Annotated in this window: 18 protein-coding genes; 4 read left to right on the top strand and 14 right to left on the bottom strand. The window is 74.9% G+C overall.

Annotated elements, in window-relative coordinates:
- A complete protein-coding gene (locus ACWF41_RS02240; protein WP_380322425.1) occupies nucleotides 1-345 on the bottom strand; it encodes an HIT family protein in 345 nt (114 codons plus the stop codon).
- Nucleotides 346-429: 84 nt separating this feature from the next.
- On the opposite strand from ACWF41_RS02240, the gene catA reads away from it, so the two are divergent.
- The 3 genes from catA (at nucleotide 430) to ACWF41_RS02225 (ending at nucleotide 4,877) form a co-directional block, all read left to right on the top strand.
- Nucleotides 430-1,095, top strand: a complete 666-nt coding sequence (gene catA, locus ACWF41_RS02235; RefSeq protein WP_380322422.1) for a type A chloramphenicol O-acetyltransferase — start codon at nucleotides 430-432, stop codon at nucleotides 1,093-1,095.
- A 150-nt stretch (nucleotides 1,096-1,245) separates the two neighbouring features.
- A complete protein-coding gene (locus tag ACWF41_RS02230) occupies nucleotides 1,246-3,918 on the top strand; it encodes a phosphoenolpyruvate carboxylase (RefSeq protein WP_380322466.1) in 2,673 nt (890 codons plus the stop codon).
- A gap of 269 nt (nucleotides 3,919-4,187) precedes the next feature.
- Nucleotides 4,188-4,877: a VOC family protein gene (locus ACWF41_RS02225; RefSeq protein WP_380323598.1), complete on the top strand. Its 690-nt coding sequence runs from the start codon at nucleotides 4,188-4,190 to the stop codon at nucleotides 4,875-4,877.
- 96 nt (nucleotides 4,878-4,973) lie between these two features.
- On the opposite strand, the gene ACWF41_RS02220 is transcribed toward ACWF41_RS02225, so the two are convergent.
- The 13 genes from ACWF41_RS02220 to ACWF41_RS02160 form a co-directional block, all read right to left on the bottom strand.
- On the bottom strand, nucleotides 4,974-5,972 hold the full coding sequence (locus tag ACWF41_RS02220; protein ID WP_380323595.1) for a 5'-3' exonuclease: 999 nt from the start codon (nucleotides 5,970-5,972) through the stop codon (nucleotides 4,974-4,976).
- Nucleotides 5,973-6,001: 29 nt separating this feature from the next.
- On the bottom strand, nucleotides 6,002-6,457 hold the full coding sequence (locus tag ACWF41_RS02215) for a TA system VapC family ribonuclease toxin (protein WP_380323592.1): 456 nt from the start codon (nucleotides 6,455-6,457) through the stop codon (nucleotides 6,002-6,004).
- The gene (locus ACWF41_RS02210) at nucleotides 6,450-6,698 is read right to left on the bottom strand and encodes a hypothetical protein (RefSeq protein WP_380323590.1); all 249 of its coding nucleotides are present in this window, start codon (nucleotides 6,696-6,698) and stop codon (nucleotides 6,450-6,452) included. Before ACWF41_RS02210 ends, ACWF41_RS02215 begins: the two co-directional genes overlap by 8 nt.
- Nucleotides 6,699-6,790: 92 nt before the next feature.
- On the bottom strand, nucleotides 6,791-7,195 hold the full coding sequence (gene crcB / locus ACWF41_RS02205; protein ID WP_380323588.1) for a fluoride efflux transporter CrcB: 405 nt from the start codon (nucleotides 7,193-7,195) through the stop codon (nucleotides 6,791-6,793).
- Nucleotides 7,196-7,223: 28 nt separating this feature from the next.
- Nucleotides 7,224-7,658 carry a fluoride efflux transporter FluC gene (locus ACWF41_RS02200; RefSeq protein WP_380323585.1) on the bottom strand — a complete coding sequence of 145 codons (435 nt, stop codon included), beginning with the start codon at nucleotides 7,656-7,658 and terminating at the stop codon, nucleotides 7,224-7,226.
- On the bottom strand, nucleotides 7,655-8,110 hold the full coding sequence (locus ACWF41_RS02195) for a universal stress protein (RefSeq protein ID WP_380323582.1): 456 nt from the start codon (nucleotides 8,108-8,110) through the stop codon (nucleotides 7,655-7,657). The genes ACWF41_RS02200 and ACWF41_RS02195 overlap by 4 nt, the downstream gene beginning before the upstream one ends.
- A 27-nt stretch (nucleotides 8,111-8,137) precedes the next feature.
- Nucleotides 8,138-9,352: a cation:proton antiporter gene (locus ACWF41_RS02190; protein ID WP_380323579.1), complete on the bottom strand. Its 1,215-nt coding sequence runs from the start codon at nucleotides 9,350-9,352 to the stop codon at nucleotides 8,138-8,140.
- Between the two features lie 2 nt (nucleotides 9,353-9,354).
- Nucleotides 9,355-10,596, bottom strand: a complete 1,242-nt coding sequence (locus tag ACWF41_RS02185; protein ID WP_380323576.1) for an AI-2E family transporter — start codon at nucleotides 10,594-10,596, stop codon at nucleotides 9,355-9,357.
- Between the two features lie 61 nt (nucleotides 10,597-10,657).
- Entirely contained in the window at nucleotides 10,658-11,719 is a 1,062-nt protein-coding gene (locus ACWF41_RS02180) for a sigma-70 family RNA polymerase sigma factor (RefSeq protein ID WP_380323573.1), read from the bottom strand.
- 85 nt (nucleotides 11,720-11,804) lie between these two features.
- Complete coding sequence (locus tag ACWF41_RS02175) at nucleotides 11,805-14,120, bottom strand: SpoIIE family protein phosphatase (protein ID WP_380323570.1); 2,316 nt, start codon at nucleotides 14,118-14,120, stop codon at nucleotides 11,805-11,807.
- 99 nt (nucleotides 14,121-14,219) lie between these two features.
- Nucleotides 14,220-17,183 carry a helix-turn-helix transcriptional regulator gene (locus tag ACWF41_RS02170; protein ID WP_380323567.1) on the bottom strand — a complete coding sequence of 988 codons (2,964 nt, stop codon included), beginning with the start codon at nucleotides 17,181-17,183 and terminating at the stop codon, nucleotides 14,220-14,222.
- A 108-nt stretch (nucleotides 17,184-17,291) separates the two neighbouring features.
- The gene (locus tag ACWF41_RS02165; protein ID WP_380323564.1) at nucleotides 17,292-17,594 is read right to left on the bottom strand and encodes a hypothetical protein; all 303 of its coding nucleotides are present in this window, start codon (nucleotides 17,592-17,594) and stop codon (nucleotides 17,292-17,294) included.
- A 148-nt stretch (nucleotides 17,595-17,742) separates the two neighbouring features.
- A complete protein-coding gene (locus ACWF41_RS02160; RefSeq protein ID WP_380323561.1) occupies nucleotides 17,743-18,000 on the bottom strand; it encodes a hypothetical protein in 258 nt (85 codons plus the stop codon).
- A gap of 212 nt (nucleotides 18,001-18,212) precedes the next feature.
- Between ACWF41_RS02160 and ACWF41_RS02155 the strand changes: the two genes are divergently transcribed.
- A partial coding sequence (locus tag ACWF41_RS02155; RefSeq protein WP_452181920.1) for a hypothetical protein occupies nucleotides 18,213-18,985 on the top strand: 773 nt, incomplete at its 3' end.

The raw sequence follows: 18,985 nt of genomic DNA, 5'->3' as shown, positions 1-18,985 counted from the left end.
TCAGGGGGTGCGTGCGAGCGGCGCGCCGGACCGCACGTGCACGTGCAGGTGCCGGGAGTCCTGGTAGGCGCCGAGGTTGGTCATGACGCTCGCCGCACCGTGCTCCGACAGCACGCCCTCCGCCGTGCGCTGCACCACGCGCAGGAGGTGCTGCGCCAGGGCGGGGTCGTCGAGGGTGAGGAGGGAATCGACGTGCCGCTTCGGGACGACCACCACGTGTACGGGCCAGAACGGCCGGGTGTGGTGGTACGCGAGGACGTCGTCGTCCTCGAAGACGACGTCGAGCGGTTCGCGCCGCGGGATGGCGACGTCGCAGTAGAAGTCCTCGCCGTCGTAGCCGCTCACCCCGGAACCGTAGCGAACGCCTGCGAGGGGAGGGGACGCGAAAAGGCCTGCCGTCCGGCGTCGCACGGCTGCGAGCATGGCCGCATGACCACCCCCGCGCCCGTCGAGGCCGTCCCCGTCGACTTGGCGACGTGGCCGCGCCGCCAGCACTTCGAGCACTACCGGGCGTCGCCGTGCACGTACGCGATGACGGTGGACCTGGACGTCACGGCGTTCGCCGCGGCGCTGCGGGCGTCGTCGCGCAAGACGTACGTCGCGCAGGTGTGGGCGCTGGCGACGGTCGTGAACCGGCACGACGAGTTCCGGATGTGCCTCGACGCCGACGGCGCGCCCGCCGTCTGGCCGACCGTGCACCCGGCGTTCACCGTGTTCAACGCCACCCGCGAGACGTTCGCGTGCGTGTGGGCGCCGTACGACGCCGACTTCGGCACGTTCCACGACACCGCGGCGACGCTCCTGACCGAGCACTCCCGGGCCGCCGACCTCTTCCCGCAGGGCGCGCCGCCGCCGAACAGCTTCGACGTGTCCAGCCTGCCGTGGGCGTCGTTCACCGGGTTCACGCTGAACATCCGCGACGCCTGGGACCACCTGGCGCCGATCGTCACCCTCGGTCGCTATGTCGAGCGGGAGGGCCGGGTGCTGCTGCCGCTCGCCGTGCAGATCCACCACGCGGCGGCCGACGGCTTCCACACGGCGCGCCTGGTCAGCGAGCTCCAGGAGCTGTTCGCCGACCCGTCCTGGGTGGGCTGAGTCACACGGGGGGCCACGTCGCGGGCCGCGGCGCAGGGTCACCAGCCGGACGGCTCGGCGACCGGACGGCGAGACGGCTTACGCTCTGGTCCCGTGAGCGAGAACCTGGGATCCACCGGCTCGATCGAACGTGTGGTGGCACGCCACGAGATGCCCGACCCTCTGCGCGACGACATCCGCCTCCTCGGCGGGCTGCTCGGCACCGTGCTCAAGGAGGCGGGCGGGCAGGACCTGCTCGACGACGTCGAGCGCCTCCGCGGCCTGACCATCCGCGCCTACGGGGCGGACGACGGCGGCGCGACGCTGGCCGAGGCCGCCGACGTCGTGGCCGGCTTCACGCCGGAGCGCGCCGAGCAGGTGGCGCGTGCCTTCACCTGCTACTTCCACCTGGCGAACCTCGCGGAGGAGTTCCACCGCGTCCGCGTGCTGCGGGCCCGCGAGTCCGACGCCGCGGGGAACGTCGTCATCGAGGACTCCCTGCCGCAGGCCTTCACGCAGCTCGCGGAGGAGGTGGGCCGGGACGAGGCGCTGCGCCGCCTGGGCGAGATCGAGTTCCGCCCCGTCCTCACCGCGCACCCCACCGAGGCCCGCCGCCGCGCCGTCTCCGGCGCCGTGCGCCGCATCTCCGGCCTCATCGCCGACCGCGACACCATGCGCCCCGGCGGCACCACGCTCGCCGAGAACGAGCGCCGCCTGCTCGCCGAGATCGACACCATGTGGCGCACCTCGCCGATCCGCGCGCACAAGCCGTCGGTGCTCGACGAGGTGAAGACCGCCATGGGCGTCTTCGACGCCACCATGTTCACCACCTTCCCCGAGGTGTACCGGCGTCTGGACGACTGGCTGCTCGACGGCGAGGCGGGCAGCGTCCCGCCCGTCGCCCGTCCGTTCGTCCACCTCGGCTCCTGGATCGGCGGCGACCGCGACGGCAACCCGAACGTCACCGCTGAGGTCACCCGCCAGGCCGCGACCCTCGCCGCCGAGCACGCGCTCGGCGCCCTCGAGAAGGCCACCGTCGAGACCGGGCGCAAGCTCACGCTCGACGAGGACGGCACCCCGGCGTCCGCCGAGCTCAAGGCCCTCTGGCAGCGGATGCGCCAGCTCTCCGACGAGCTCGTCACGCGCGCCGCCGCCGACTCGCCCAACGAGCCGCACCGGGCCGCCGTGCTCGCCGTCGCCGGCCGCGTCGCCGCGACCCGCCGCCGCGACGCCGACCTCGCGTACCGGAACCCGGAGGAGCTGGTCGCCGACCTCGAGGTGGTGCAGCGCTCCCTCGTCGAGGCCGGTGCGCCCCGTGCCGCGTACGGCGACCTGCAGAAGCTCGTGTGGCAGGTGCAGACCTTCGGGTTCCACCTCGCCGAGCTCGAGGTGCGCCAGCACTCGCAGGTGCACGCCGCCGCCCTCGCCGAGATCGACGAGAAGGGCATCCACGGCGACCTCTCCGAGCGCACCGTCGAGGTGCTCGACACCTACCGCGCACTCGGCGCCGTGCAGAAGCGGTTCGGCATCCGCGCCGCCCGCCGCTACATCGTGTCCTTCACGCAGGCGCCCGAGCACCTGGCCGCCGTCTACCGGCTCGCCGCGCTCGCCTTCGAGGGCTCCGACGACGCGCCGGTCGTCGACGCCGTCCCCCTGTTCGAGACCTTCGACGACCTGGAGAACTCGGTCGACATCCTCGAGGCGATGCTGGAGTTCCCCGAGGTGCAGCGTCGCCTCGCGGAGAACGGCCGCCGCGTCGAGGTCATGCTCGGCTACTCCGACTCGTCCAAGGACGTCGGCCCGGTCGCCGCGACCCTCGCCCTGCACAAGGCGCAGTCGCGGATCGCCGACTGGGCGCAGCGCCACGACATCACGCTCACCCAGTTCCACGGCCGCGGCGGGTCCCTCGGCCGCGGCGGCGGCCCGGCCAACCGGGCCGTCCTCGCGCAGCCGCCGCACTCCGTCGACGGCCGGTTCAAGCTCACCGAGCAGGGCGAGGTCATCCTCGCCCGCTACGGCGACCCGACGATCGCCGCCCGCCACATCGAGCAGGTCGCCGCGGCGACGCTGCTCGCGTCCGCGCCGACGGTGGAGAAGCGCAACGCCGAGGCCCGCGAGCGGTTCGCGCCCCTCGCGTCCGCCCTCGACGAGACGTCGCGCGCTGCCTTCCACGGCCTCGTGAAGTCCGAGGGCTTCCCGCAGTGGTTCGCGCAGGTCACGCCGCTGGAGGAGGTCGGCCTGCTGCCGATCGGCTCCCGCCCCGCCAAGCGCGGCCTCTCCGTCAACTCCCTCGACGACCTGCGCGCCATCCCGTGGGTGTTCTCCTGGTCGCAGGCGCGCATCAACCTCGCCGGCTGGTTCGGCCTGGGCACCGCGCTGCGGTCGGCCGGCGAGCAGCCGGGCGGCCTCGAGGAGCTGCAGGCCGCCTACCGCGAGTGGCCCCTGTTCACCACGCTGCTCGACACCGTCGAGATGGGCCTCGCCAAGACGCAGGAGGACATCGCCGCGCAGTACCTCGCGCTCGGCGACCGCGACGACCTCGCGCAGCTCGTCCTCGACGAGCTCCGCCTCACCCGCGAGTGGGTGCTGCGCGTCACCGGCAACGAGTGGCCGCTGGCCAACCGCCGCGTCCTCGGCCGCGCCGTCCAGCTGCGCTCCCCGTACGTCGACGCCCTCTCCCTGCTCCAGGTCCGCGCCCTGCGCGCCCTGCGCAGCAAGGGCGACAGCGAGGGGCTCACGGTGGAGGACGGCGAGTGGGTGGACGGCGGCCACAAGGACCGCTGGCAGCACCTGCTGCTGCTCACCGTGAACGGAGTGTCCGCGGGTCTCCAGAACACGGGCTGACCTTCGTCGCTGCTTCCGGCCGCACCGTGTGGTGCGGCCGGTCGTGGGCGGGGTTCTCTTGTCGCGAGGCGCGCCATCCGCCGCTCGTTCCTCGCGGCTCCCGCCAGGCCCGACCAGCCTCGCGACAAGAGAACCCCGCCCACGACCTTTCTCGTCAGCGCGCCCAGCCTCGCGACACAGACACCCCGACGTCGGCCTCCGCTCGCACCGCGTCGTTGCGCTGCGGAAGGCGTGTTGAGGGCCCGTGGCCTGGCCTAGGGTGTGCGGACATGAGTCTGGTGACGTTCAAGGACCTGTGCGTCGACGCGGTGGATGCGCGGGTGCAGGGGGAGTTCTGGGCCCGCACGCTGGGGCTGCGGGTGGAGGCGCTGGACGACGGAGACGTCGTGCTGCGCGACCCGGGCCCCGAGGCCGTGGCGGAGCGGACCGTCTGGGTCAACACCGTGCCCGAGGCGAAGACCGTCAAGCATCGTGCGCACCCCGACGTGCGGGCGCTGTCGCTCGACGAGTTCCCCGACCTGCCGCGGCTGACCGCGCCCGGCCAGTACCACTACACGACTTTGGCCGACCCCGAGGGCGGTGAGTTCTGCGTCTTCACGGACGACGAGGTGCCGCCCTACCGGCTCAAGGACATCGTCGTCGACTGCGCGGACTACCGGCTGGTCGCGGACTTCTGGCACGGCCTGCTCGGCGGGGTGCTGACCCAGGACGACGACATGGGCTACGCCTACCTGGACGAGGGCGCCGGGGTCCCGTTCGAGTCGTTCGACTTCGTCCCCGTGCCCGAGCCGAAGACGGTCAAGAACCGCTGGCACTGGGACGTCACCCTGGACGACGGCGTCACCCTCGACGACCTCGTCGCCCGCGGTGCGCGCGTGCTGCGCCCCGAGGACGGCGAGATCCGCTGGACCGTCATGGCCGACCCCGAGGGCAACGAGTTCTGCGTCTTCCAGCCCTGACCCCGATGCTGTGAGCGGGCTCTTGGCCCCGTCTCACGTCGAAACAGGGGCCAAACGCCCGCTCACAACATCAGGGTGCGGTCTCAGGGCGCAGCGTCAGGGACGGGCGGCGAGCGCGGCGAGCACGCGGTCCACGCTGGAGCGGATGCCCCAGCGCTCGGCGAGGGCGTCCAGCGCCTCGGGGTCCTTCGGCGCGCGCGGCAGGGCGTCGTCGACCTCGTCGACGGGCGCGTCATGCGCCACCTGGACCACGGTGGGCGCGACGTCGAGGTAGGGCGCAGCGTCGAGGAGCTTCTGCCGCTGGGTGGGCGTGAGGCCCTTCGCGCCGTGCTCGGCGGCCGCGCGCAGCCCGGCCAGGTCGCCGAAGGCGGCGAGCAGCTTGGCGGCCGTCTTCTCGCCGATGCCGGGCACGCCGGGCAGGCCGTCCGACGGGTCGCCGCGCAGCGTCGCCATGTCGGCGTACGCCTGGCCGCTCTGCACGCCGTACTTCTCCGCGAGCTTCGCCTGGTCGACGACGTCGGGGTCGCGCACGCCGCGCGCCGGGTACAGCACGCGGACGCCGGCGGCGTCGTCGACGAGCTGGAACAGGTCGCGGTCGCCGGTCACGATGTCGACGCTCGCCGGCATCACGATGCCGACGGCGCCCGCCACGGGCAGGGCGGTGGCCGCGCTGCGCGCCACCTCACGGGTCACGAGGGTGCCGATGACGTCGTCCGCCTCGTAGCCCGCCGCGCCCACGCGGGCGATGCCGAGGGCGGCGAGGACGTCGACGATGACGGGCACCTGCGGGGTGAGCAGGTCGGGGACCTCCTCGACGTCCGGCTCGCCCGCCGGGGTGACGGTGGCGACGCGGTGCTCCTTGTACGAGCCGATCGCCTCGACCCGGAACGCCGGCCGCCAGTCCTCGTCCCAGCACGCCACGAGCCGGCCGGGCCCGTGCTCCGTGACGAGGAACGCGATCATGTCCAGCAGGCCGCGCACCGCGTTGACGGGCTTGCCGTCCGGGGAGCGCAGCGAGTCGGGCAGGCCGTAGAAGGCGCGGAAGTACAGGCTGGCAGTGTCGAGGAGGAGCAACTTCGAGACGGAGGACGCCATGCGCCCAACCTAACGGGAGCGCATGCCTGTCACTGCTCGTCGGGACCGATCAGGTGGACGTGCTTGCGGTCGCGGGGCTTGAGCGAGCCGTGGATCTTGGCGTCGAAGGTCGCCAGCACCCCGCCGTGGGCGATGGCGAGATTGAGCAGGTGCGTATCGGTCACCTGCCGATGTCCGGTGATGTGCTGTGTCACGGCCCGGGCGTCGGCGATCGACGTCGCATCAGCGACGAACTCGGCGTTCGGCAGGGCCTTGATGGCCCGGAGCGCATCGACGGCGACGCCGATCGAGAGCGGCCGGCCGTCGGTGTCGACGGTGATCGCCGGATTGAGCAGGAGTCGCACCAGCGCGACCTCGGTCATCGGGGTCGTGGCGAAACGTGCCACCTGGGACAACCAGGTACGGGCCGCCGCATGGTCGACGTGGTCCTCCAGGACGACTGCGACCAACACGTTGGCGTCGGCGATCGCGACCCGCTCACTCATCGTCGTCCAGCGCCTCGGCGACCATCTCGCGGGTCACGACGCCGCGCGTGGCGGAACGGAACACGGGAACGGTGTCGAGCGGGTAGTCGCCGCTCCGCGCGAGCTGGTCGGCGCGCTCGCCGGCGAGGTCCACCAGGACACGGCCGGGTCGCTCGCCGGGAAACCGGCGCAGTCCGAGGGCAAGGATCTGCTCCACCCGCTTGTCCCGGGTCACCTGGATGCGTTCGTGGATCGTGGGCATCGCTCAAGTGTATCACCGAGAGTATTTCAGGTGACACACCTCGATCGTCGTTCCGAGTCGACGCGACGGTGGGAGTCGGCGGCTGGAACGGCTCAGAGGCTGCGCCCGGCCAGGACGCCGAGCGCGATGCCCAGCGCGACGGCGGCGAGGGTGAGCGCCATCGTGCCGAGGGCGTTGGCGACGGCGAGGCGCGCGCGTCCGGACCGGGCGAGGCGCACGGTCTCGACCATCGCCGTCGAGAACGTGGTGTAGCCGCCGCAGAAACCGGTCGCGACGGCGAGCCGCCACGGCTCCAGGCGGTCCGGGTCGCCCGCACCCAGCAGCACGCCCGTGACGAGGCCGATGACCAGCGAGCCGGAGACGTTCACCACCACCGTCGCCCACGGGAACGCGGCGCCGGGCGTCCGGGCGCGCACGGCGCCGTCGACGACGAACCGGGCTGCGGCACCGAGCCCGCCGGCGAGGGCCACGACCAGCAGCGCGACCGCCGCGCTCATCGTCCCGCCCCCGTCATGGCGCCCCGGGTCATCGTGCCCTCCGGCGCGAGCCCAGCAGCACCCCGGCGAGGCAGGCGAGGTACCCGAGCAGGAGCGTGCCGCCCGCGTACGCCAGGCCCTGCACCACGGCACCGCCGGTGAGCAGCCGCTCCGTCTCCAGCGCCAGGGACGAGAACGTCGTGAACCCGCCCAGGACGCCCGTGCCGACGGCCAGCCGCACCCGCTGCACGACGGGGGTCTCGGGCCCGCGGGCGGCGAGCGCCTCCAGCAGCCAGCCCAGCACGAAGGCGCCGAGCACGTTGGCGGTGAGCGTCGCGACGGGCCAGCCGTCGACCACGGGCCACGCCTGCGCGAGGCCGTAGCGGGCGGCGGTGCCGACGGCGCCCCCGACGGCGACCAGTGCGACCAGGGCCGGCCGCCGGTGGGCGGGCCGCACGCGGGCGGGCGGGCGGCCCGCCGTCACGAGGCGTCGCCCGCGTGCGTGTCGGGCAGGACCACGACCGGCCGGGTCTGGTCGTGGATGAGGTGGCCGGCGACGGTGCCGCCCACGAGGTGCGTGGCCCAGCCGCGCACCCCGGGGCGGCGCGCCCCGACGACGACGAGGACGGCGTCGTGCTCCGCGGCGAGGCGGGCGAGCTCGGCGGCCGGGTCCCCGCCGGTGACCTCGAGGCTCCACCGCACGGCGCTGCCGTCCAGGGCGGCGGCGACGGCGTCGCGCAGGTCGGTCGGGTCGGCGAGCTCCGCGCCGGCGTCGGGGTCCACGGGGACGACGTCGCCGGACGGCTCGCGCACGGCGCTCTCGTCGACCGCCACGCACACCAGCTCCGCCCCGAGCGCCTCCGCCAGGTCTGCCGCGCGGCGGAGCACACCGGGGTGCCGGTCGTGCGGGACGCCCACGAGCACCGGACGGGTCATGCCGTCATCGTAGGCAGCCGCCCCCCGTCAGACCTTCGGGTCCACCACGGGCACGCCGTCGGTGTCCAGGTGCTCGGGCTCCGTCGCACGCACGCCCAGGAGCTTGGCGACGGGCGTGCCGGTGAACCCGTAGACGATCGCGGTGAGCAGCACGACGCCGAAGATCACGGGCACGAGCTGCGGGAACGGGTCGCCCGCGTCCTCGAAGCTGAGGGAGAAGACGGACGCCGTGGACGCGGCGACGATGCCGCGCGGCGCCATCCAGCCGATCATCGCGCGGTCCGACCAGCGCAGGTCGGTGCCCCACGTGGAGACGATCGAGACCAGCGGGCGCAGCACCAGCACGAGCAGCGCGACGATCCCCGCCGTCGGCAGCGAGTACCGCAGCAGCGCGTCGAGGTCGATGCGCGCGGACAGCACGATGAACAGGGATCCGATGAGCAGCAGGCCGATGTGGGTGCCGAACTCGTGCAGGGGCTCGATGCGCGCCACCCGCTGGTTGGCGAGCGCGGCGCCGAGAGCGGTGGTGGCGAACAGCCCCGCCTCGTCGTGCACGCCCTCGGCGATCGCGTACGCGCCCAGGGCGAAGGCGAACGCGAGCACCACCTCGGTCTCCTTCGGCACCCGCCCGAACCGGATGAGGACCACGAACAGGGCCGCGGCGACCACCCCGACGAACAGGCCCCACGACGCCGTGGCCAGCAGACTGACGGGCTCGGCGTGCAGCACGACGTTCGCGACGGCGAGCGCGACCGTGGCGCCGATCGGGTCGATGAAGATGCCCTCGAAGGCGAGCACCGACTCCACGGGCTGGCGCGGGCGGATCATCGCGAGCAGCGGCCCGACGACGGTGGGGCCGGACACGATGAGGATCGCGCCGATGACGGCGGCCCGGCCCCAGGTCACGTCGAGGAAGAGGTACGCGATCGCCGTCGCGCCGACGCAGGTCAGGAGCGCGCCGGTGGTCACCAGCCCGAGGACGGGGCGCCGGGCGCCGCCGCGCAGGCGCGTGAAGTCCAGCTTGAGCGACTCCTCGAACAGCAGCAGGCCGACGGCCATCGAGACGAGGGGGAAGAGGGAGTCGCCGAAGACGGCGTCGGGGTCGAGCCAGCCCAGGATCGGCCCGACCAGGAGCCCGAGCCCGAGCAGCACGAGGATGGACGGCACGCGGAGCGCGCGGGCGCTCACCTGGCCCGCCACCCCGAACGCCACGACGAGGGCGATCCCGCCGGCGAGGGTCATCGTCACTCCTCCGCGCCGTCGCGGCGGCGCGCCTCGGCCTCGCGCGCGGCGCGCTCGCCGGCCTCGAGGTTGCGCTTGCGGCGCGACGACCAGGGGCCGGCGCTCCGGGCGGGATCCTTGTCGGGGTCGTGCAGCAGGCTCGACTCGACCAGCTCGTGCCGTTGCAGGTAGGTGTTCCCGAGGGCCTGCACGGTCGCGAGGATCGGCAGGGCGAGGAAGGCGCCGAGCGCGCCGAACACGGCGCCGAAGCCGAGGACGCCGACGAACGACACGGCGGGGTTCATCTCGAGCGCCCGGGCGCTGACCTTCGGGGAGAAGATCAGGTTCTCCACCTGCTGGTACGCGATGATGAAGACGAGGACGGCGACCGCCTGCGGCAGGCCCTGCGCGGCGAGCGCGACCGCCACCGGCAGCGCGCCGCCGATGTACGTGCCGATGGTGGGCACGAACTGCGACACCACGCCCGTGAACACGGCCAGGGGCAGCGCGTACGGCGTGTGCACGATCAGCAGGAACACGAACGTGAAGACGCTCGACAGGGCGGCGAGCACGACGCGGGAGCTGATGAAGTCGGAGACCTTCACCTGCGTGATCTCCCACAGGGTCAGCACCTCCTGCTGCCGGTCGGGGCGCAGCCACGAGCAGACTGCGGCCCGGAACTTCGGCCCTGCCGCCATCAGGTAGTAGGTGATGAGCAGGATCGTGGTGATCGCGAACAGGACACCCACGATGGACGCGCCGATGCTGAGGGCGCCCGTGGCGACGTCCTGGCCCCACTGGTCGATGGCCTGCGCGACGAGGTCGTCGGAGTCGGGGACGGTGACGTCCCAGCGCGCCTCGATGCCGCTCTGGATGCTGGCGTAGAGGTCGGGCAGCGAGGAGACGAGCTGGATCAGCTGCTGCACGAACAGGTTGCCGAACAGGGCCAGCACGCCCGCGACGACGACGATCGCCCCGCCCAGGGAGGCGCCCGCCGCCGCGCCGCGCCGCCAGCCGTGGCGTACCAGCCACACGACGATCGGCTCCAGGGCGAGCGCGACGAAGAACGAGATGAGGACGTTGACGGCCAGCCCGCCGAGCTGGCCGAACGCGTACGACAGGAAGGTGGCGACGAACACCGCCACGACGACCATCGCCAGCGCCTTCGGCAGCCACCGCGGCGGGTTGCGGCTGTCGTGCTGCACCGGGCGGACGGAGTCGTCGACCTCGTCGTCGCCCTCGGGCTGCGGGGCGTCCGTGGTCATGCGGGAAAACGTAGCCCAGGGGAGGTCGCGGGGCGCGGCGGATCGCGGCCCGCGACGCAGGTCACAGCGCGGGCAGTCGGTCCGGCAGGCCGAAGCGGGGGAACCAGGTGGCGGTGTCGAGGAACGTGGTGATGCCGGTGATCCGCCCGCTGCCGTCGTCCTCGAGGACGGCGAGCCCCCACGGCGACCAACCGCCCGCCGGGTCCTGCCGGTACTGCGCATATGCCATGGAGCCGTTCGCCTGCACGGGCAGGCACCGCGAGCCGCGGCAGCCGGCGCCCGGCCCCGTCATCCAGCGGATCACCTCGCCGCTGCCGTGCACCCACATCGTGTACGGCGGCATGTTGAGGACGGCGTCGTCGTGCAGGAGGGCGACGAGGGCCTCCATGTCGTAGCGCTCGAAGGCGTCCAGGTACTTCTCCAGCAGGTCCTGGTCGATCTGGTCCCACCGGGCCTCCGCGCCCGCGGCGGCCTCCGCGTCGGCGGCGTCGCCGGGGCGTCGCAGTCCCTTGCTGCCGAGGGTGGCGCGGGCCCGCTGCAGCGCGCTGTTCACGGACGCGACCGTGGTGTCGAGGAGCTCGGCGACCTCCGCGGCCGACCAGCGCAGCACCTCGCGCAGCACGAGCACCGCGCGCTGCCGCGGCGGCAGGTGCTGCAGGGCGGCGACGAACGCGAGGCGGATCGACTCGCGCCCGACGGCGACGTCCGCCGGGTCGCCCTCGCGCGGCAGGACGGCGTCGTCGGGCACGGGCTCGAGCCACCGGTCCTCGGCGAGCACGTCGCCGAAGTACTGCTCCTCCGCGGGCTGCGGGCCGCCGAGCCCCATGGGACGCTCGCGCCGCTTCGACGACCCGAGGTGGTCGAAGCACACGTTGGTCGCGATGCGGTACAGCCACGAGCGCAGCGACGAGCGGCCCTCGAACCGGTCGTACGACCGCCAGGCGCGCAGCAGCGTCTCCTGCACCGCGTCGTCGGCCTCGAACGCGCCGCCGAGCATGCGGTAGCAGTAGCCGGTGAGCTCGCGGCGGTACTGCTCGAGGAGGGCGCCGACGTCGTCGGAGGTGCCGTCGCCCGGAGCCGTGGTCGACGGCGCGGGCGCGCTGCGCTGGGCGGTGTGTGTCACGCCTCACACCGTACGACGGACCGCCGACACCCGTGCGGGCGTCGCCCGGGGCGACGAACGGTGCGACGGCGCGAGGAGGCCGCGCTCAGCGCCGGTCGTCGCGGAGCACGCGCTCGACCAGGGGGACCGTGCCGGTGGCGGGCGTCGGGGGCCGCACCCGCGAGATGGTGCCGGTGAGCGGGCGGGCCGCGCGGTCGATCTCGAACCACACGGTCTTGCCCTCGACGACGCCGGAGTGCCGGCCCACGGCGTCGGAGCCGTCGTGCCGCTCCACGCCCCACCGCGACGCGAGTCGGTCCAGGAACAGCACGCCGCGGCCGGACAGGTCCTGCGGCTGCGGGGACTGCAGCTCCGGCTCGGCCGTGCTGCCGTCGCGGACCCCCACGCGCAGGCGCCGCCCGTCCACCTCGACGGTCGCGGTGATGGGCCCCTCGCCGTGCTCCAGCGCGTTGGTCAGCACCTCGCTGGTCAGCAGCATCGCCGTACGGCGCAGCTCGTCGGACACGTCGCACGACTCGAGCACGTCGTCCACCCAGCGACGCGCGGGCCCGAGGTCGCTCAGGTCGTCGTCCGCGACGCGCCGCTCCGCCTTCGCGGGCCCGGCCGACGACGGGGGCCCGGACGGCGCGGGGACGCGCACGCGCACCGCGAGCACGGCGACGTCGTCGCGCTGCGCGTCCCCGACGAGCCCGCGCACGAGCGCCCGGGGCACGGCGGACGTCGCCTCGCCGTAGGAGCCCCGCAGCACGCCCTCCAGGTCCGACAGGCGCTGGTCGCTGGGGACGCCGCGGCGCTCGACGAGACCGTCCGTGTAGAGGACGAGGGTGTCGCCGGGCAGCAGGCGGGCGGTGCGGTCGACGCGGGCCGTGGACGGGACGACGCCGAGCAGCAGGTCGGGCGTCTCGTCCAGCCGCTCCACGCGGCCGTCGCGGCGCAGCACCATCGGCGGCGGGTGGCCCGCCACCGACCACGTGAGGGTGTAGGCGCGCTCGGGCGGCTCGGCGCCCTCTGGCCGGTCCTCGGGACCCGGCGCCGGGTCGCGGTCCAGCCGCGCGACGACGGCGGTCGCCATCGCGCGGGGGCCGAGGCGCGCGTTGGCCTTGTCGAGGCGGGTGAGCAGCCCGGCCGGCGACTCGTCGTGGCTCCACGCGAGCGCCCGCAGCATGGAGCGCAGCTGGCCCATCTGCGCAGCGGCGTGCACGTCGTGGCCCGCGACGTCGCCGATCATCACGATCGCGGTGCCGTCGTCACGCACGACGGCGTCGTACCAGTCGCCGCCCACCTGGTCGGTGCGGGCAGCGGGGGAGTAGGTGGTCGCGATGTCGAGGTGGGCCACCGCGGGCGGCGCGGTGAGCATCGACTCCTGCAGCGTGGTCGCGACCCGCCGCCGCGCCTCCAGCAGCGCCACCCGCTCCAGCGCGAGGGCGACGTACCGGCTGATGGTCGACTCGAGGGCCGCGGTCTCGGCGTCGTGCTCGCGCGCCTGGTCCCACACGCAGGCGATGACGCCCACGACCATCCCGTTCGACATCACGGGCAGGAACGATCGCGCGCCCTCCGAGACGGAGCCCACCGGCATCATCTCTGGGTAGCCCGCCACCATCTCCGCGTGGTCGCGGAACCGCAGCGCGGTGCGGCTGCGCACCACGTGCGTGTCGGGCCGCGGTGCGTCCAGGCGGGTGCTGCGCAGCGCGGGCTCGCCGGGGTGGTGGTGCCCGACGGTGAAGAACGACAGGTGCCGGCGGTCCGCGTCCACCAGCGCGAGCGACACCCAGCGGGCGCCCGTCCCGGTGCCGATGACGTGCGCGATGGCGTCCTCGACCTCGTCCAGCGTCGTGACGCGCGCGAACCGCTCCGACAGCCCCAGCAGGAACCGGGAGCGGCGGTGCGCACGGAACGCGACCTGCTCGGCCAGGCGGGCGCGCTCGCGCTCCGCGCGCAGCCGCAGCTCGCCGGACGCGGCCGCGGACAGGTCGGCCAGCGTCGCGAGGTCCGTCTCCGTCCAGGTGCGCGGCTCCGACGACACCGCCCACAGCGCCCCGACGACGTGCCCGCGCGCGTCCTCGATCGGGTACCCGGCGTACGCGGCGAGGACGAGCTCGCCGATGGTGTGCCGGCCGTCCACCCGCGGGTCGTCGTCGGCGTCGCGCACCACCAGCGGCGTGCGGGTCTGCGCGACGATCGTCGTCAGGGGGCGGGGCAGCTCGATGCGGCGGCTGCGCTGCGCGGCCTCGGGGAAGCCGACGGCGCCGGGCAGCGTCCTGACGTCCCCGTCGTCGGTCAGCATGACGACGGCGGCGGCGGGCACGCCGAGCTGACGGTGCACGAGCCGCGCGATGCGGTCGAACACCTCGTCTGCGAGCGGCTCGCCGACGGTCGGACCGGCCGGCGGCCCGGGCACGCGATCCGACGTGGGACGGGGCACCGGCCCGGGCGGAGGTCCGGGCGGGGAGCCGACAGCCTGGGCTTCCGGCACGCGCCCAGTATGGACCCTGGGCACTCAGACGCTGAGGAGACCGCGCCGGTGCGCGACGGCGACCGCCTCGGCCCGCCCCGAGACCCCGAGCTTCGCGAGCAGGTTGGACACGTGCACGCTGACCGTCTTCGTCGAGATGTACAGGCGCTCGCCGATCTGCCGGTTGCTCAGCCCCTGCGCGACGAGCGTCAGCACCTCCTCCTCGCGCTCGGTGAGGACCGACGTGGTGCGGCGCGCGCCCGGCAGCGGCACGCGGGCGCGCCGTCCCCAGGCGTGGATCGCGTCGGCCAGCGGCGCCGCGCCCATGTCGAGCGCCTCGCCGAGCGCCTCCGCCGCCTCGACCTCGGCGGCCGGGACGTCGCCGGAGGCGCGCAGCGCCTGCGCCCAACGGAAGCGCGACCGGGCCACCTCGTACCGGTAGCCGAAGCCGAACTCCTTCACCGTCTCCTCCCAGAGCCCCGGGTCGGCGGGGGCGTCGGTGAGTGCGGCGCGCAGCCGGGAGTGCTCCGCGGCCGCGCGCCGCAGCCACCCCCGCCCCTCGGGGCCGAGCGTGCCGCCGCGCGGGCGCCCGCGCCGCGCCGTCTCCTGCGCGACGGCGAGCAGCTCGTCGCCGCGCTCCAGCAGCGCCCGGGCGGCGTCGCCGTCGTGCGGGCCCGCCTCGGCGCCCTCGGCCAGGCCCGCCAGGGCCAGCGCGGACAGCCAGATGCGGCCCAGGAAGAACTCGGACCAGGTGGCGCCGACGTGCGCCGCGACCTCCTCGGCCGTCGCGACGGCCTCGTCGTACCGGCCCGCCCACGTCAGCGCGTCGGCGAGCGTGCCGCCCGCGACGAGCGCGATCTGCCCGTCCAGCTCCCACGACGGCCGCAGCGCCTCGGCCGCGGCGACGGCGTCGCCGCCCGTGCGTGCGGTGGCCGCGTAGAGGCGGTTGGTGTCCAGGTAGACGAGGGCGGGCGCGGGCGCGCCGTCCGGGATCGGCTGGTCGGTGAGGTCGCCGCAGAAGTAGGGGATCAGCAGCGCGAGGTCGAGCAGCTGCACCCCGTACACGCCCCAGATGACGCCGGTGCTGCGGCCGCGCTCGATGGCGGCCTGCAGGACGCGGTCGGCCTCCTCGAGGTGCCCCGCGTAGAAGTGTGTGGTGGCGAGGATGTACCAGCTGCGCATCTCGGTGCGCAGGTCGCCGGCGACGACGGCGCGCTCGCGGGCGCGGTCGATGAGGTCGGCCGCGGTGTCCGGGCTGCCGACCTCCAGCACGGCGAGCGTGGTGAGGGCGTCGGCCTCCGCGTCGGGGGCGTCGGCGCGGCGCGCGACGTCGACGGCCTGGCGGGCGAAGACCCCGGCCTCGTCGTCCCGGTCCACCGTGAGCAGGACACGCGCGTGCACGGCGAGCGTCCACGCGAGCTCCGGCGTCGCGCCCGCGTCGGAGACCTCGGGGACGGCGGCCGTGCCACCCGTTGTCTCGCCGGCCGCCGTGGCGCCCGGGAGCAGCACGTCGAGCGCGGCGGTGGACTGGGCGAGGGCGTCGTCCAGCGACTCCAGGTCCAGCACGTAGCGCACCAGCACGTGCCGCAGGCGGGCCTGCCGGTCGGGGTCGTCGGCGAGGCCCTCCACGGCGCGCCGGGCCAGCTGCTCCGCGCGGATCGCCAGGCCGGCGGAGCTGGCGGCCGTGGCGGTCTCGAGCGCCAGGGCGACGCGGTCGTCGCCGAGCAGCTCCTCGGCGTCGGGCACCGACTCCCACAGGGACAGCACCTGCTCCAGGTGCCGCAGCTCCTCGGCGGGGGCGAGCAGCTCGGCGGCGCGGCGGGCCGCGTCGCGCGACGCGACGAGCGCGGCGGTGAGGTCGTGCCCCTGCAGCGCGTGGTGGGCGCGCTTGGCGGCCGAGCCGAGCGACGGGTCGGCGCGCAGCGCCTCGAGGTACGCGCGGTGCATCGTCGTGCGCTCGCCGGGCAGCAGGTCGAGCACGAGCGCCTCGGCGACGAGGGCGTGCCGGAAGGCCACCTGCTGGCCCTCCACGCCCAGCACCTGCTGCGCCACGGCCTCGCGCAGGGCCGCGTCCGCGGCGCCGGGGGCATCGAGGCCGGCCAGGCGGGGCGCGGCGGCGCGCAGCAGCGCCTCGTCCACCTGCCGGCCCGCGACGGCCGCGAGCCGCACCAGCTGCTGCACGGCCGGGTCGAGCCGCTGCAGCCGCGTGTGCAGCACGTCGGCGAGCGACCAGGGCAGGACGGCGGACGGCTGCCCGGCGTCGAGCAGCTCCTCCGCGAAGAACGCGTTGCCGTCGGAACGGGTGCGCACCGCGTCGAACTCGGCGTCGTCGAGGGGCTCCCCGCGGGTCGCGGTGGTGAACTCGCGCAGCTCGTCGGGGGTGAAGGGGGCCAGCTCCACGTGCTCCACGGGGCGCTGGCGGTGCAGCTCGGCGATGACGGGGCGCAGCGGGTGACGGCGGTGCACGTCGTCGCTGCGGTACGTCGCGACCACGAGCAGGTGCTCCGAGCGCATCCGCGCGACCACGAACCGCAGCACGTCCCGCGTGGACTCGTCCGCCCAGTGCAGGTCCTCGAGGACCAGGACCAGCGGGGACCCCGCGCGCCCGGCGGCCGCGAGGCTGCCCGCGACGCCGTCGAGCAGCTGCAGCCGCTCCGCGTGGTCGGTGCCCGAGCCGCCGGCCGGGTCGAGCAGGCGGGTCAGCGCGGGCCTCCCGGCGACCACCTCGGCCACGGCCGGGACCGTCCGCAGCTCGCCCAGCGCCTCGGTGAACGGCAGGTAGGGGATGCCGACGTCGCCCAGGTCCACGCAGTGCGCGACGACGACGCGCGCCCCGGCGTCGCGCGCGAGGTCCGCGAGGTGGGTGACCAGGCGCGTCTTGCCCACGCCGGCGTCGCCGCCGAGCAGCAGCACGCCCGGCTCGCCCTCCGCGGCGCGCTCCAGCGCACCGCGGAAGGCGGTGACCTCGTCCTGACGGGCGATCAGGGGGACCTCGCTGGAACGTCGCACCAGGTGATCGTCCCACCGGGCACCCACACCCGCCGCTGCTTTTCCGGCGCCGGCGGCCGCGTGCGCCGTCGTCCCCGGGGTCGTGCCGGTCATCGTCGCACGGCCCGGTCAGGCGGCCCGGCGCCCGGCGCCGTCCTGCGGTCGGAACGCGTCGAGCCCGTGCCCGATCTGCTCGGCCCGCCGCGTGACCGCGCGGTCCCACTCCGACGCGTCGGTCCGTGCCGAGACCGCGTCGAGCGTCGCGCCGAGCTGCTGCGCCGCGCCCCGCGTGGCGCGCAGCCGCCGCACGACGTCCGCCGCCCAGCGGCCCACCGCCCGCACCGGGGCGGGCGTGCCGCGCTGGTAGGAGCGGGCGAGCGCCTCCCGCCGGTACTCGAGCTCCGCCTGGATCGCCCGGTCGAAACCGATCATCTGGTCCATCTCGATCCCCTCACCGGCCGGTCCTCCCGGCCTTCCGTGCCGGCCACCGCCGGCTCTCCTGATCTCGTGCTGCCCACGGTCGTCCTGAGGCCCCGGGGGCCGGATCGGTCAACTGCCCGGTCTTCGCGCCGGGGGTACCTCAGACGGCGTCCGACGCCGACCGCGCCGGGTCTGAGGTAGGGGCGCCGCCGCCGTCGGCCCCGGTCAGCGCGGCGCCGTGCGGGCGCACCGCGCGTCCTGGCACGCCCCGGCCGCGCAGCCCCGGCACGACGGCGACCACCCAGCAGGCCAGCGCCCGCAGCGGGGCGGTCGTGCCGCGGCGCGGGCGGGCGCGGCGCTCCCGCCGCAGCTCGCGTGCCCCCGCGATCGCCCGGTCGAACCCGATCATCTGGTCCATGCCGTTCCCCTCTCCGGCCGGCCCCGCCGGCCCCTCGATCTGGTGCCGACGACGCTCGTCCTGAGGTCCGGGCCCGGGGATCGGGCGACCGCCCGGTCCTCGGCGGCGGGGCACCTCAGAGACCTGCGGGCGCGTTCTCACCCGGCATCCGTTGCGACCTGGGTCACAGCGGACGCACACTGGGGGGACCGGACCGATACGGGGGTGGACTCGTGGCTGGATCTGTAGCAGGCGCTTTCGACGCGCTGCCGATGCTGGGGCGTGGCAAGCACCGGAACCCGAAGAAGGGTGCGTGCTTCATGGAGCTCGCGTCGTTCCTGGCCGGTGAACGCTGGAGCGACCATCCCCAGTGCACGCACCCGCTGCTCGCGATGCTGGCCCGCGCCGTCAACGACCTGACCGCCGACGCGAACCGGCCGCAGCTCGCGCCGCTCATCCCGTCCGTGATCGGGCTGACCAGCTCCGACCCGCGCTGGGACGTCCAGATCGCGCTGCGGGCGGCCCAGACGGCGCTGCCCGTCGCGCCCGCGGACCGGCAGCAGACGCTGGCCGTGGCGATCATCGGCGCCGAGCGCATGCTCGACGTGCTGGACGGGCGCCCCGAGGGCACCCTCGCCCCGGAGAGCGCCGACGCCCTCGCCGCGTCGCCCAAGACCGCCGAGTGGGCCTACCGGTTCTGCGAGGGCACGCGCGTGCGGCCCAAGCGGTTCGTGCGCGACGCCGCGCCGTCGGTCGTGTCCACCGCCGTGCAGGGCATCAGCGAGGCCTTCGTGCCCGACACCGACGCCCGCCTCCGCGGCCTGCTCGCCGCCACCATCGAGGACGCGCGCCGCTGGGCCGGCCGCACCGACGACGACCGCCCAGCCCTCGTCGAGGAGCAGTGGTCGCCCGTCGTGCGGCCGGCGCCGCGCCGTTCGTGCCGCTGCTGTCCGTGGCGGGCTCGGATCGGGCGATCGTCGTGCAGTCGGCGTCGAAGGCGTTCAAC

The sequence above is a fragment of the Isoptericola sp. NPDC055063 genome (assembly GCF_053608125.1).
The sequence above is the reverse complement of the archived record's forward strand: the minus strand, read 5'-3'. Positions and strand labels throughout refer to the sequence as shown.